Genomic DNA, 12,732 nt, shown 5'->3' on the forward strand with positions numbered 1-12,732 from the left:
GCGGATTCTGGTAACTGCTGGACGTGAAATCTGGAGCTGAACCGGGTTCGGCGCCCGGCACACGAAGTGCCGCCGCCTCCGTAGACATCGCTGCCCGCGGAGAAGTGTTACGCCTCGCTTTGGTGGTGCAGGTCACAGTCGCCCGAGGACGCTGCTGCCCGGAACCTACCCAGGACAACCCGGGGAGATGGCGGGATCATTCCTGTGGTCGCCCGATCCGGTGAAGGTTACGCGGAACTCGGCCGCGGGACGCAGCAGGCCGCCGCCCGGATCCGGGCGGCGGCCTGCTGGCGGGGACGGCGGGCTCAGTGCTCGCGGGGCGCCGGAACCACGTGGTCGACCTCCGGATGGACCGTCAGAAGCGCACGCATGGCCGCTTCCGCCGCCGTGCCGTCACCCGTGCCGAGCGCCTCGACCAGACGGGTGTGCAGCCCGACCGACGGCTCGGACGGGCGCTCGCACGCGGTGACCGGGCTTCCGGACACGGTGAGCGCGGAGCCGACGATCCCGGCCAGGTGCTCCAGCATCCGGTTCCCGGCCAGCTCCAGCAGCAGGGCGTGGAACTCGCTGTCGGCACGGCTGAAGGTGACCTGGTCGCCCTGGGCGACGGCGTGGCCCATGATCTCGGTCATGTCCACCATCCGCTGGTGGACCTCGTCCCGGCCGTGCCCCGCCGCGAGCCTGGCGGCCAGCGGCTCGATCGCCCAGCGCAGTTCGAACAGTTCGCGGCGCTGGTCGTCGCGCTGCGGACCGTAGGCGCGCCACTCGATGATGTCGGGGTCGAGCAGGTTCCAGTCGGCGACCGGGCGGACCCGGGTGCCGACGTTCGGACGGGCACTGACCAGGCCCTTGGCCTCCAGCACCCGCAGCGACTCGCGGACCACGGTGCGGGAGACCTCGAAACGCTGGCCGATCTCCTCGGGGACCAGGGGGCGGTCCGCGCCCAGGTCACCGGAGACGATCATCTGCCCGAGCTGCTGGACCAGCTGCCCGTGCAGTCCCCGGCCCCGGCCGCCGGCGACCCGGCGGCCGGGCCGGCCGAGGTCGGACTCGGCGCTGTCCCAGTGCAGTGAGGGGCCAGGAGCCCCGCGCTCGGGAAAGGCCCGCTCGGCGGTGCGTTCGCCGACGGGGAAGCGGTCCAGCTCGCCGACGCCGGAGCGGGACGGCTCGGACAGGCGGGTGGTGGTCATGGGGGGATGCGCAACGGTACTCACGTCTCCTTTGTCGGCGATGGCGGCCCACGCCTTGAGGACTTTCGTGAAAAGCACACGAAAGGGTGATCGCCTGTCACCAGACAATTGACGCTTTATCTGCATCTTCTGCGCAAAACAGGCAGAGTCTGGCGAGGATGGAGCCCTGACGATCACTCAGCGTCAGCACACCTGGTCGAGCGGTCGCGCGGATCCCCCCGTTCCCCGCCGTCCCTGGACCCCCGCCGTCCCTAGCCGCCGCCGTCCCTAGACCCCGCGGCGGCGGGGCAGCACGGCGAGGTAGCCGAGCAGGAGCAGCAGGACCGGACCGGCGGCCAGCAGCAGCAGACCCCGCGGCGACAGCGAGGCGGTGCTGTGCAGCCCGCTGAGCGGCCCGGAGAGCCAGGCGTGGCCGGTGTCCACCGGGAACAGCCGGTGCCAGTGTGCGGCCCGCAGCCGGTCCCCGGTCAGACTGCCGTCGCGCAGCAGCCGCACCGTCGGCTCCACCAGGACCGGCAGGGTCAGCAGCACCAGCACCCCCGCGGCGGCGCTGCGCAGCAGAGCCGCCGCGAGCAGCCCGATCCAGCCCGCCGTCACCGCGAGCGCGGCGAAGCCCACCAGAGCCGGCGCCGGCGTCGGCGGCCGGTGCAGTACGACGGCGTACACCCCGGCGTCGACCGCCAGGGTCGCCGCGACCAGCAGCACCGAGTAGACGGCGGAGACCAGCAGCTTGGCCAGCAGCAGGCCGAGGCGGCGGCGGACGGGCAGCAGCAGGGGCTGCAGCACCGGGTAGCGCACCTCGTGCCCGTACGACAGTGCGCCGACCACACCGGCGCCCAGGGCGGCGATCGGCAGCGGCAGCAGCGGGACCCCGGCGGTGAGCACCCGCACCGGGTCCGCCAGCGAGGGCTGGCGGACCGTCAGCGCGGCCACGGCGGCGTCGGCGAGCAGCACGGCCGCCAGGACCAGCCAGGTGGACCGGATCCCGGTGAGCCGTCGGCGCTCATAGGTCAGTGCGTGCACGTGCTCACTCGCTTCGCTGGTCGGACGCGGGGGGCTCGTCCCGGTACAGCGGACCGCTGACCGAGGCGAGGCCGGCCGGGACCCGGGACCGGGTCGCGGTGTCCGCCGTCGGTACCGGCACCGAGGCGGAGACCGCGCTCCCCGGGGTCAGCACGACGACGGTCTCGCCGGGCTGCGCCGGCGCGGCCGAGGGCGGGGGCAGTGCGCTCGCGCCCGCCGACGAGGACTGCGGGACGGCCACCGGCGCGGGCGCGACCCCGGGCCCGGAACTGGAGCCGGCGCCGGAGCCGGCTGCGCGGTCGGCGAGCTCGTGCAGCAGGATGCCGTGCCGGTAGGCGAGTTCACCGATCTGGGTACGGGAGGCGCCGACCACGGCGATGCCCGCACCGCCCTCCCTGCGCACCTGGGCGCCGGACTCGGTCAGCAGGTCGGCGAGCCGGCCCACCTGGGGACCGCGTACTGACACCTCGTCACGCAGCCGGCTGCCGACGAAGTCGGCCTTGGCCTGGTCCGCCATGAGCCTGCCGCCGTCCAGGGTGACCACCCGGTCCGCCAGCGCCGCGGCCTCGCGCGGGTCCCGCACCGTGGCCAGGACCGTGCCACCGCCGGCGGCGAAGGCCCGCAGGAAGGCGTGGAACCATTCGGTGTTCTTGGGCGAGAGCCCGTGGGTGGGCTCGTCCAGCAGCAGCGTGCCGGGATCGCCGAGCAGCGCTTCGGCCAGGGCGAGCCGACGGCTCATACCCGGCGAGAAGGTGCGCAGCCGGTGTCCGGCCGCCGGGGCGAGCCTGGTCTGCTCCAGCAGCTGGTCGGCGCGGCGGGCCGGGACCCCGACAGCGGCGGCGACCATGCGCAGGTGCCCGCGGGCCTCCCGGCCCGGATGCCCGGTGTGCCGCCCCGGATCACCGAGGACCGCGCCGACCTCCCGCTCCGGACGCCGGATCCGCCGGTAGGGACGGCCGTCGAAGAGCGCGACGCCCTGGCCGCGGTCCAGTCCGAGGGCCAGCCGCAGCGCCGTGGTGCGACCCGAGCCCTCTGCTCCGAGCAGGACGGTGACCTGCCCCTCGCGCGCGTCGAAGGAGAGGTCGAGCAGGGCCGGGGGACGCCCCCTGCGCCAGCTCTTGGTCAGTCCGATCGCCTGGAACACAGGGCCTCACCTCGCGATGCCGGTGCGCAGCCTTCCTCCGCCCGTTGCCAGCACGATAGACCGACTTAGTTACTTTGCGTGGTATTGGCGCTACGGCATGTAGGCGTCAGCCCCCGGGTGTCAGGCCTCAGGCGTCGGGCCTCAGCATGGGCGGGTTCAGCACCGTCGCGTCCCCGGCCCGGAACAGCTGGGCCGGGCGGCCGCCCTGACGGGTGGTGGTACCGCCGGCCGGCACCAGGAACCCGGGCGTCCCGGTGACCTTCCGGTGGAAGTTGCGCGGATCGAGCGAGACCCCCCAGACCGACTCGTAGACCTGCCGCAGCTCCCCGACGGTGAACTCGGCCGGACAGAAGGCCGTGGCCAGCGCGGAGTACTCGATCTTCGAGCGGGCCCGCTCGACGCCGTCGGCCAGGATCCGGGTGTGGTCGAAGGCCAGCAGCAGGCCGTCGTCCTTGCCGCGCCCCAGGAGCTCCTCGACCGGTGCCCAGCGGGCGCTGCGGACGTCCCCGCCGGGGCGCGGGGTGGGCAGGTCGGGGGCGAGGGCCAGATGGGCGACGCTGACCACGCGCATCCGCGGGTCGCGCTGCGGGTCGCCGTAGGTCGCCAGCTGCTCCAGATGGGCCCCCTCCCCGGGCTCCTGGCCCACCGCGCCGTGCGTGCGCAGCCCGGTCTCCTCGGCCAGTTCGCGGGCGGCCGCCTCGATCAGCCCTTCGTCGGGGCGCACGAAGCCACCGGGCAGTGCCCAGAAGCCCTGGAACGGCGGCTCGCCGCGGCGCACCATCAGGGCGCACAGTGCATGATCGCGAACGGTCAATACGACCAGGTCAACAGTGACCGCGAACGGGGGGAAGGCCGACGGATCGTAACGCGACATGGGCGCGATCATAGTCGTCTCACTGACGATAAACACCCCCGGACGGTGGAGCCGCGCAACCCGTCCCCCGGCCGGTCCTGACCCGTCTGCGCTCGCCGGGGGCCCGTCCGGGACGGCGTCCGGCCCCGCGCCGCTGCCGGGCGCGGCGCTCCGCGCGGAGGGTGGCGCAGAGCGACTGCGGCTGGGCCCCGGTGTTGACCGCCTCGTAGAGCAGCCGGGCGAAGGTGTAGTCCTCGTCGGTCTCCAGCGCCCGTCGCAGTGCGATCCTGGCGGTGACCTGGTCCCCGGTGACCCAGGCGGTCCAGGCCAGCAGCGAGAGCGGGGCGGCCGCGTGGTCGTCGAAGGGCCCGGTGCAGCGGCGGGCCAGGAACCGCCACAGCCGCTGGGCGTGCTCCACCTCGGGCGGATCGAGCCACTCCGCGGCCCGGTCCCTGGCCAGCCGGTCCTGCAGGCCGAGGATCAGCCGGGCGGCCTCCTCCGGCGGGAGGTCGACGGCGCCGCCGCCGAACCGCAGCACCGCGGCGTCCACCAGTTCCGCGGTGCGCGCCCTGACCGCCTCCCGGCCGCCGTCCTCCGACAGTTCGGCCACCAGGGCCGGAACGACCCGCTCGAAGGCCCGCAACTGGTCCTCCGCGCCGGAGGCACCGACCGGGGCGAGCTCCTGCTCCAACTCCTTGAGGCTGCCGCGCACGCTGATACCGGCGTAGGCGGCCGCCGCGGCCACCGCCGGCGTCCGGCCCGGCCGTTCGACCGGCGTGCCCTCCTCGGGGCAGCAGACCGGGTTGCCGCAGGCGTAGGACCACCAGCGCCCCGCCGAGACACAGAGGGACTCGTGCAGCGGGATGCCCACCGCGCGGAACGCCTCGGCGAGTTCGGTCGCCAGCGGCGCCAGCGCGTCGCGGACGGCGCGGCCGTCCTGCCCCGGTTCGGGATCGCGGCAGAGGTAGAGGATCACCGCGTCGGGACGCCGGTCGCGGTGCTCGGAGAGCGCCACCAGGTAGCGGGCCACCTCCGCCGCGGCGCCGGGCCAGGACGGCGGCGGGGGCAGGTCGATCCGCACCGTGCCGCCCTGCCTGCGCCGCGGGCCCTGCAGCCCCAGCGCGACCACGCTGTCGCTGGGGAAGAAGCCGAGCAGGAAGGGCAGGACGTCGACCATGTCGGCGGGGGTCCGCATGGTCACCACGGGATGGTCGAGGGGAGTCGTCGGGGGCTGCGCGTGCTCGTTCATGGGTCGAGCATGTCCGGTCCGCGGTCCCGGCCCGGGAGGTCCGGCGCTCGCTGTGGACAACCCGGGGGATGTGGAGAACCCGGCCACCCGCAGGTGTGAAGCAGAAACGTCCCTGCGCTCCGCGAGCACCCGGACTCCCCACGCCGTTCGCGGTTTGTCGGACCCAGCGGCTATCAATGAGCCATGGACCAGACCCCCGACACCCAACCTCTCACCGACCGTGCGGCGGTCCGCGAGCGGGCCGACGCCGTGCTCCGCGAGCTGGCCGGCGGCGACGCCCGGCTGCGCGAGGACCAGTGGCGCGCCATCGAGGCGCTGGTGGTGGACCACCGCAGGGCCCTGGTGGTGCAGCGCACCGGCTGGGGGAAGTCCGCCGTCTACTTCGTGGCCACCGCCCTGCTCCGAGCGGCCGGCGCCGGCCCGACCGTGATCGTCTCCCCGCTGCTGGCGCTGATGCGCAATCAGATCGACTCGGCCGCCCGGGCCGGGATCACCGCACGCACCATCAACTCCGCCAACGCCGACGAGTGGGAGACGGTCCAGGCCGAGGTCGCCGCGGGCGCCGTGGACGTCCTCCTGGTCAGCCCCGAACGGCTGAACAACCCCGACTTCCGGGACCAGGTGCTGCCCCGCCTCGCCGCCTCCACCGGGCTGCTGGTGGTCGACGAGGCGCACTGCATCTCGGACTGGGGGCACGACTTCCGCCCCGACTACCGGCGGCTGCGCACCATGCTCGCCGAGCTCTCCCCCGGCGTCCCGGTGCTGGCCACCACCGCGACCGCGAACGCCCGGGTCTCCGCCGACGTGGCCGAGCAGCTCGGCACCGGCGGTGGCGAGGCGCTGGTGCTCAGGGGCCCCCTGGACCGGGAGAGCCTGGCCCTGTCTGTGCTGCCGCTCGGCGACCCGGCGCACCGGCTCGCCTGGCTCGCGGACCACCTCCCCGAGTTGCCGGGCTCCGGCATCGTCTACACCCTGACCGTGGCCGCCGCCGAGGAGGTCACCGCCTTCCTGCGGCAGCGCGGTTTCCCGGTCGCCTCCTACTCCGGGCGCACCGAGGACGTCGACCGCCGCAGCGCCGAGGCGGATCTGCTGGCCAACCGGGTGAAGGCGCTGGTCGCCACCTCCGCCCTGGGCATGGGCTTCGACAAGCCGGACCTCGGCTTCGTGGTGCACCTGGGCTCCCCGCAGTCCCCCATCGCCTACTACCAGCAGGTCGGCCGGGCCGGGCGCGGTATCAAGCGCGCCGAGGCCCTGCTGCTGCCGGGCCCCGAGGACCAGGCGATCTGGCGCTACTTCGCCGGCCTGGCCTTCCCGCCCGAGGAGCAGGTCCGGGCCACCCTGGCGGCCCTGGCCGGCCACACCGGCCCGGACGGCGAGCCGCTCCCGCTGTCCACCCCGGCCCTGGAGGCCAGGGTCGACCTGCGCCGCAACCGGCTGGAGACCATGCTCAAGGTCCTGGACGTGGACGGCGCCGTGAAGCGGGTGCGCGGCGGCTGGATCTCCACCGGCCGCCCCTGGTCCTACGACAGCGAGCGCTACGCCAGGGTCGCCGAGACCCGCCGGGCCGAGCAGCAGTCGATGCTGGACTACGCGTCGACCACCGGCTGCCGGATGGACTTCCTGCGCCGCCAGCTCGACGACGGGGAGTCCGAGCCCTGCGGCCGCTGCGACAACTGCGCCGGAGCCCGCTTCCCGCTGGAGTCCTCCGCCGAGGCTCTGGACGCGGCCCGGGCCTCGCTCGGGCGGCCGGGCATCGAGCTGGAGCCCAGGCGGCAGTGGCCGACCGGGTTGGCAGCCGCCGGGATCGGCCTCAAGGGCAGGATCGCCCCCGGCGAGCAGGCCGCGCCCGGGCGTGCCCTGGGCCGGCTGTCGGACATCGGCTGGGGCACCCGGCTCCGCGGCCTGCTGGCCCCGGGAGCACCGGACGCCCCGGTCCCGGCCGACGTGCTGGACGCGGTGGTCACCGTCCTGGCCGACTGGGCCCGTGGCCCCGGCGGCTGGGCCGGTCCTGACGCGGCCGCGGCCCGTCCCTCTGGAGTGGTGACGCTGGCCTCCCGCAGCCGTCCGCAGCTGGTGGAGAGCCTGGGCGCGGGCATCGCCAGGGTCGGCAGGCTGCCGCTGCTCGGCCGGGTCGAGTACACCCCCGGCGAACACCCGCGCGGCTCGCGCAGCAACAGCGCGCAGCGGCTCAGGACCCTGCACGGCTCCTTCGAACTACCCGAACAGCTCAGTACCGCCCTGGCGGCCCTGGAGGGTCCGGTCCTGCTGGTGGACGACTTCACGGACAGCGGCTGGACCCTGGCCGTGGCCGCCGGAATGCTGCGCCGGGCCGGTGCTCCGGGGGTGCTCCCGCTGGTGCTGGCGCAGCAGGCGTGAGCCTGCGGACGCGGTCGTGCCTACCAGCACATCATCGCAACGGTGCGGATAATGAAAAGAACTGACAGAAGATTGCCGCAGGATCGGCTGAACACGGACACTTCCGACACAGTGCCCGTTGCCGCATCCGACCCCGGGACGTGAGAATTGGACCGACCGGCACATGGGGCACGGGGAGGGAGGGCCTTGAGTATGGACTCCGGCAATCGCAGGCCCTCCGGCAGAAGCCCGGCCCGCATCACCCTGCACGCGGTGTCCCTGCCCGGCGCCTCGACCCGGGTCATCGACCAGGAGAGCTGGGTCCAGACCACTCCCCCGCTGCTGCGCGCCCCGCGCGAGCTCGTCAACGACCTGCACCGGGTGCACCGTCCGCAGCCGGGCACGGCCGTGCTCGGGGTGCTGGCGCAGGACGGCCGGATGGTCGCCGGGGCCTCGTTCTCGGCCCGGGTCGGGTACGGGGACGGCTGGCAGTACCGCAACAGCATCCTGGCGCAGCTGCGCGGCATCGTGCCGCACGACCTGCGACTGCCCCGCCCGGTCCGCACCGCGGTGCTGATGCTCTGCCGGCGCGGCACCCCCGAGTGGACCGAGACGGACGGCGCCTGGATGTGGGCGCTGCGGGACGCCAGCGGGCTGCACGGTCTCCGCTGCGGCGCCTACGTCACCCTCACCGACGCCGGCTGGCAGGTGATCGGGGACGACCGCGGCGGCCGCCATCCGCACGCGGGCTCCTGGGCCGAGGAGGCGGTGCCGCCGGTCCGCGCCATCAGCGCGCTGCCGCCGCACCACGGCGCGATCCAGCCGCTGCGGGTCCTGGAGGCAGCGCCCGAGCAGGCCAGAGCCGCCGTCCACTGACAGGCGGACGGCTGCGGGCCCGAAGGCGTCAGCCCTGCTGCTGCGCCGGGATCAGACCCGGGTCGCCGCAGAGCACCACCAGTCGGGTCGCCCGGTCCAGGGCCGCGGCCAGCGCCTGCCTGGCGACAGCGGGCGAGCCCCCGTTCACCGCGAGTACGACGACCTCGCGGCGGACCGGACGGCACTGCGCCGCATCGGCGTAGAAGACGTCATTGCCCTCCTCCAGCTGCGCCCAGTAGCGCTCGGCACCGAAGGACTGCTCGTGCTGCTGCCACGGGTGCGGCTCACCCGTCGTCAGCACCAGGACCTCACCGGGCCGTCGGCCGGAGTCCAGCAGCAGGTCGACCGAGTCGTCGGCACGCGACAGCGCGCCCTCCGAACCGGCCGGAACGGACTGGATCTCCACGGTGGGCGACGCCGGCGCGACCGGCGCAGCCGGAGCGGCGGAGTGCGGGTGCAGCGGGGCAGCCGGGCGGCGTGGGACAGGACCCGGCTTGGGCACGCGCGGCGGCCCGGGTCGCGGGACCGGACGCGCGGCAGCGGCAGGACTGTGTACGGCTGGGTTCGCAGGCGGTGTCACAGAAGGCATGGTGCGGGCTGTCGCGTCCGTCTCGTCGTTGGATGGAACACGAGGGCCCGGGGCGGTCTTGTGGATCTCCAGCTCCTCGGCAGAATCTGGCGGCACTCCGGATGGCGTCGCACAGCGCCCCAGAGCTTACTCGGTGCCGTCGAACAGCCGGTAGGGGGCCCGCCCGTCCCTCGGGGACAGTCTGTGAACTCCGTGGGGACGCCCCGGGAACCGCACAAGAACTTGTCGATCCGCCGTCAGGAAAGCCCGGTGACCCACCGTCAGAAGCCTGCCGTCAGAAGCCCAGCGACAGCTGCTCCGAGTCGTCCTGGAGGCGCGAGGTCCGCAGGTGCCGCCAGGCCGGGAGGTCGTCCAGGTACGACCAGGAGAGGCGGTGGTGCGGGGTGGGGCCGTGCTCGGCCAGCGCCGCCCGGTGCACCGGGGAGGGGTAGCCGGCGTTGTCCCCGAAGGCGAACGCGGGGAAGTGGGCGCCGAGCTCGGCCATCATGCCGTCCCGTTGGACCTTGGCCAGCACCGAGGCGGCGGCGACCGCGACACAGGACTGGTCGCCCTTGATCACCGTGCGCACCCGCCAGGGTCCGCCCAGGTAGTCGTGCTTCCCGTCCAGGATCACCGCGTCGGGCCGCACCGGCAGGGCCTCCAGCGCGCGGATCGCGGCCAGCCGCAGCGCGGCGGTCATGCCCAGTTCGTCGCACTCCAGCGGCGAGGCGTGGCCCAGCGCATGGGCGGTGACCCACTCGGCCAGCACCGGAGCCAGTTCGTTCCGGCGCCGGGCGGTCAGCAGCTTGGAGTCGGTCAGCCCCTGCGGCGGCCGGCGCAGCCCGGTGACGGCGGCGCACACGGTGACCGGACCGGCCCAGGCGCCGCGGCCGACCTCGTCCACCCCGGCCACCACCTCCGCCCCCGCCCTGCGCAGGGTGCGTTCGACACGGTGGTCCGGTGGCTCCACGGGCATCTGCGGTCTCTCCGAGTTCTTCCGGATCCGGGCGGTGCGGCGGCGGCCTGTCAGTGGCCTGGTGCACAGTGGTAGGTGCACCGTTCCAGTGTCCCAGTCGCGGCGGAGTGCTCCGCCCGGCCGGAAAGGAGCGCACCGTGCGAGCCGACTCAGGCCCGGACCAGGGGCAGCAGCACCTCGTCGACCAGGGCGACCACGTCCGCGTCGGTCGGCGGGCCCTGCATCTTGGCCCGGTACAGCATCAGCGCCGGGGCGACATCCGCCACCAGCGGGGTCACCGCCTCGGGGCGGACCTCCCCGCGCCCGGTTCCGCGCCGCAGCACCTCCAGCACCGCCGCCTTGCCCGGATCCATCACGCATTCGTGCATCAGGCCCAGGAACGGCCGTGCCCGCTCCTGGTCGAGTTCGCCCATGATCACCCGGACCGCGCTGCCGGGGAGCGACAGCATCGCCGACCTGGCGCTGCGCATCAGCTCCAGCAGATCGCCGCGCAGGCTCCCGGTGTCCGGCACCGGGCCGACCGGGGGCAGCATCGCCCGCATCGCGCTGAGCACCAGTTCCTCCTTGGACGCCCAGCGGCGGTAGACGGCGGCCTTGCCGGTCTGCGCCCCGGCGGCCACGGCCTCCATGCTCAGGCGGGCGTAGCCGGAGGCCACCAGTTCGTCCAGGGTCGCCTGGAAGATCGCCTGTTCGAGCACTCTGCCGCGCCTGCGCGAAGAGCGAGGACCGACGCCCCCGGTCGCCCCTGCCGTCACCAAGGAAGCCGCCTCCAGAAAATCATTAGTGAACGGTTGCGTTCACAACTGTTGCGTACGCAACGCCGACACCACTACCGTCGATTCTAGTGAACGACTGCGTTCACTCCAGGTCCACAGGGGGAAACCGTGGCCATTCCCAGCACGATCACCCGCTCGTCACCACCCCGGGCACGCCGCGGCCAGCACCCGGGCATCGCCCTCGCCGTCATCGCCACCACCCAGTTGATGGTCATCCTCGACGCCACCATCGTGAACATCGCGCTGCCCCACATCGCGACCGCGCTGAAGCTCTCGACCACCAATCTTTCCTGGGTCATCAACGCCTACACCCTTACCTTCGGCGGGCTGCTGCTGCTGGGCGGCCGCATCGGCGACATCATGGGGCGCCGGCGCACCCTGATGGCCGGCGTGCTGCTGTTCAGCTTCGCCTCGCTGCTCGGCGGCCTGGCCACAGCTCCGTGGATGCTGCTGGCCGCACGGGCGCTCCAGGGCATGGGCGGCGCCATCGCCTCGCCCACCGCACTGGCCCTGATCACCACCAACTTCAAGGAGGGGCCCGAGCGCAACCGCGCCTTCGGGGTCTTCTCGGCGGTGGCCGGGGCCGGCGGCGCCATCGGCCTGCTGGCCGGTGGCATGCTCACCACCTGGCTCTCCTGGCGCTGGGTGCTCTTCGTGAACGTGCCGATCGGCATCGCGATCGCCCTGCTCGCCCCGCTCTACATCAACGACTCCGAACGCCGCCCCGGCCGCTTCGACCTGCCCGGTGCGCTGAGCTCCACCGTCGGCATGGTCTCGCTGGTCTACGGCTTCATCCGGGCGTCCCAGGACGGCTGGTCCGACCCCTGGACCCTGGGCGCCTTCGGCCTGGCCGTGGTGCTGCTCGCGGCGTTCCTGCTGATCGAGTCCCGCACCGCGCAGCCGATCACCCCGCTGCGGATGTTCCGCAACCGCAACCGCTCCGGCAGCTACGGCATCATGCTCTGCCTGGCCGCGGCGATGTTCAGCATCTTCTTCTTCGTCACCCTGTTCGTGCAGGACGTCCTCCTCTACAGCCCGCTGCGGGCGGGCCTGGCCTTCCTGCCGATCAGCTTCGCCATCGTCACCGCGGCACAGATCTCGGCCCGGCTGCAGATCAAGCTCGGCCCCAAACCCTTCTTCATCCTGGGCTCGCTGCTGGTCACCGCGGGCATCTCCTGGCTCACCCAGATCGACGTCGGCACCAGCTACGTCAGCGGGATCCTCGGCCCCACCCTGCTGTTCGGCCTGGGCATGGGGTGCATCTTCGTCCCCATCATGCTGACGGCCGTCGCAGGCGTGGCACCCGCGGAGACCGGGGCCGCGACCGGAATGCTCAACGCCACCCAGCAGGTGGGCGGCTCACTGGGGCTGTCCATCCTGGTGACGGTGTTCGGAACGGCCAGCCGCAACGAGGGCAAGCACCAGGCCGCGCAGTTCCTGGCGCACGCCACTCCGCAGCAGCTCGCTGCCTTCAAGCAGAGCGGGCAGTTGCCCAAGCACTACTCCGACCTGGTGCTCACCCACGGCATCTCCACCGCCTTCGAGATGGGCCTGGTCTTCGCCCTGCTGGCCGCCGTGATCTCGGTGTTCGTCATCAAGAAGCCACCGGCGCCGGCGACTCCGGGCGGCCCCGGGCTGCACGACGCGGCACCGGCCGGCGAACCGGCGAAGGAGGCGGACGAGGAGGCGGCCTGAGCCACCGTCAACCACCGGTTGCCCTGC

Annotated in this window: 11 protein-coding genes; 3 read left to right on the forward strand and 8 right to left on the reverse strand. The window is 73.5% G+C overall.

The window, feature by feature from the left end; all coding sequences use genetic code 11:
• Positions 1-305 precede the first annotated feature (305 nt).
• The 5 genes from IF29_RS0125025 to IF29_RS0125045 all read right to left on the reverse strand — a co-directional run bounded on the left by IF29_RS0125025 (position 306) and on the right by IF29_RS0125045 (position 5,459).
• Positions 306-1,268: a FadR/GntR family transcriptional regulator gene (locus tag IF29_RS0125025; RefSeq protein ID WP_084714885.1), complete on the reverse strand. Its 963-nt coding sequence runs from the start codon at positions 1,266-1,268 to the stop codon at positions 306-308.
• 189 nt (positions 1,269-1,457) lie between these two features.
• The gene (locus IF29_RS0125030) at positions 1,458-2,213 is read right to left on the reverse strand and encodes a hypothetical protein (RefSeq protein ID WP_030259089.1); all 756 of its coding nucleotides are present in this window, start codon (positions 2,211-2,213) and stop codon (positions 1,458-1,460) included.
• A 4-nt stretch (positions 2,214-2,217) separates the two neighbouring features.
• Positions 2,218-3,357, reverse strand: a complete 1,140-nt coding sequence (locus IF29_RS0125035) for an ATP-binding cassette domain-containing protein (RefSeq protein WP_051725911.1) — start codon at positions 3,355-3,357, stop codon at positions 2,218-2,220.
• Between the two features lie 127 nt (positions 3,358-3,484).
• On the reverse strand, positions 3,485-4,231 hold the full coding sequence (locus tag IF29_RS0125040; protein WP_030259093.1) for an NUDIX hydrolase: 747 nt from the start codon (positions 4,229-4,231) through the stop codon (positions 3,485-3,487).
• Positions 4,232-4,250: 19 nt separating this feature from the next.
• The gene (locus IF29_RS0125045; protein WP_051725913.1) at positions 4,251-5,459 is read right to left on the reverse strand and encodes a DUF4192 domain-containing protein; all 1,209 of its coding nucleotides are present in this window, start codon (positions 5,457-5,459) and stop codon (positions 4,251-4,253) included.
• A 183-nt stretch (positions 5,460-5,642) separates the two neighbouring features.
• Between IF29_RS0125045 and IF29_RS0125050 the strand changes: the two genes are divergently transcribed.
• Together IF29_RS0125050 and IF29_RS0125055 are read left to right on the forward strand one after the other, a co-directional pair.
• Positions 5,643-7,835, forward strand: coding sequence for a RecQ family ATP-dependent DNA helicase (locus IF29_RS0125050; protein WP_030259099.1), 2,193 nt, complete (start codon positions 5,643-5,645; stop codon positions 7,833-7,835).
• 192 nt (positions 7,836-8,027) lie between these two features.
• The gene (locus IF29_RS0125055) at positions 8,028-8,690 is read left to right on the forward strand and encodes a hypothetical protein (RefSeq protein WP_051725914.1); all 663 of its coding nucleotides are present in this window, start codon (positions 8,028-8,030) and stop codon (positions 8,688-8,690) included.
• A 28-nt stretch (positions 8,691-8,718) separates the two neighbouring features.
• Here the strand turns inward: IF29_RS0125055 and IF29_RS47890 are convergent, their stop codons facing one another.
• The 3 genes from IF29_RS47890 to IF29_RS0125070 form a co-directional block, all read right to left on the reverse strand.
• Complete coding sequence (locus IF29_RS47890) at positions 8,719-9,096, reverse strand: hypothetical protein (RefSeq protein ID WP_232242422.1); 378 nt, start codon at positions 9,094-9,096, stop codon at positions 8,719-8,721.
• A 457-nt stretch (positions 9,097-9,553) separates the two neighbouring features.
• On the reverse strand, positions 9,554-10,234 hold the full coding sequence (locus tag IF29_RS0125065) for a ribonuclease HII (protein WP_030259107.1): 681 nt from the start codon (positions 10,232-10,234) through the stop codon (positions 9,554-9,556).
• A gap of 149 nt (positions 10,235-10,383) precedes the next feature.
• Positions 10,384-10,932 carry a TetR/AcrR family transcriptional regulator gene (locus IF29_RS0125070; RefSeq protein ID WP_030259109.1) on the reverse strand — a complete coding sequence of 183 codons (549 nt, stop codon included), beginning with the start codon at positions 10,930-10,932 and terminating at the stop codon, positions 10,384-10,386.
• A 186-nt stretch (positions 10,933-11,118) separates the two neighbouring features.
• Between IF29_RS0125070 and IF29_RS0125075 the strand changes: the two genes are divergently transcribed.
• The gene (locus tag IF29_RS0125075) at positions 11,119-12,705 is read left to right on the forward strand and encodes an MFS transporter (protein ID WP_051725918.1); all 1,587 of its coding nucleotides are present in this window, start codon (positions 11,119-11,121) and stop codon (positions 12,703-12,705) included.
• Positions 12,706-12,732 lie beyond the last annotated feature (27 nt).

This window comes from Streptacidiphilus jeojiense (assembly GCF_000719095.1).
Classification (GTDB): domain Bacteria; phylum Actinomycetota; class Actinomycetes; order Streptomycetales; family Streptomycetaceae; genus Streptacidiphilus; species Streptacidiphilus jeojiensis.

What these genes read in the sequence shown, in the direction of transcription:
- IF29_RS0125040 (WP_030259093.1), bottom strand. Translation starts at nt 4,231, where the DNA reads ATGTCGCGTTACGATCCGTCGGCCTTCCCCCCGTTCGCGGTCACTGTT.
- IF29_RS0125045 (WP_051725913.1), bottom strand. Translation starts at nt 5,459, where the DNA reads ATGAACGAGCACGCGCAGCCCCCGACGACTCCCCTCGACCATCCCGTG.
- IF29_RS0125050 (WP_030259099.1), top strand. Translation starts at nt 5,643, where the DNA reads ATGGACCAGACCCCCGACACCCAACCTCTCACCGACCGTGCGGCGGTC.
- IF29_RS0125055 (WP_051725914.1), top strand. Translation starts at nt 8,028, where the DNA reads ATGGACTCCGGCAATCGCAGGCCCTCCGGCAGAAGCCCGGCCCGCATC.
- IF29_RS0125065 (WP_030259107.1), bottom strand. Translation starts at nt 10,234, where the DNA reads ATGCCCGTGGAGCCACCGGACCACCGTGTCGAACGCACCCTGCGCAGG.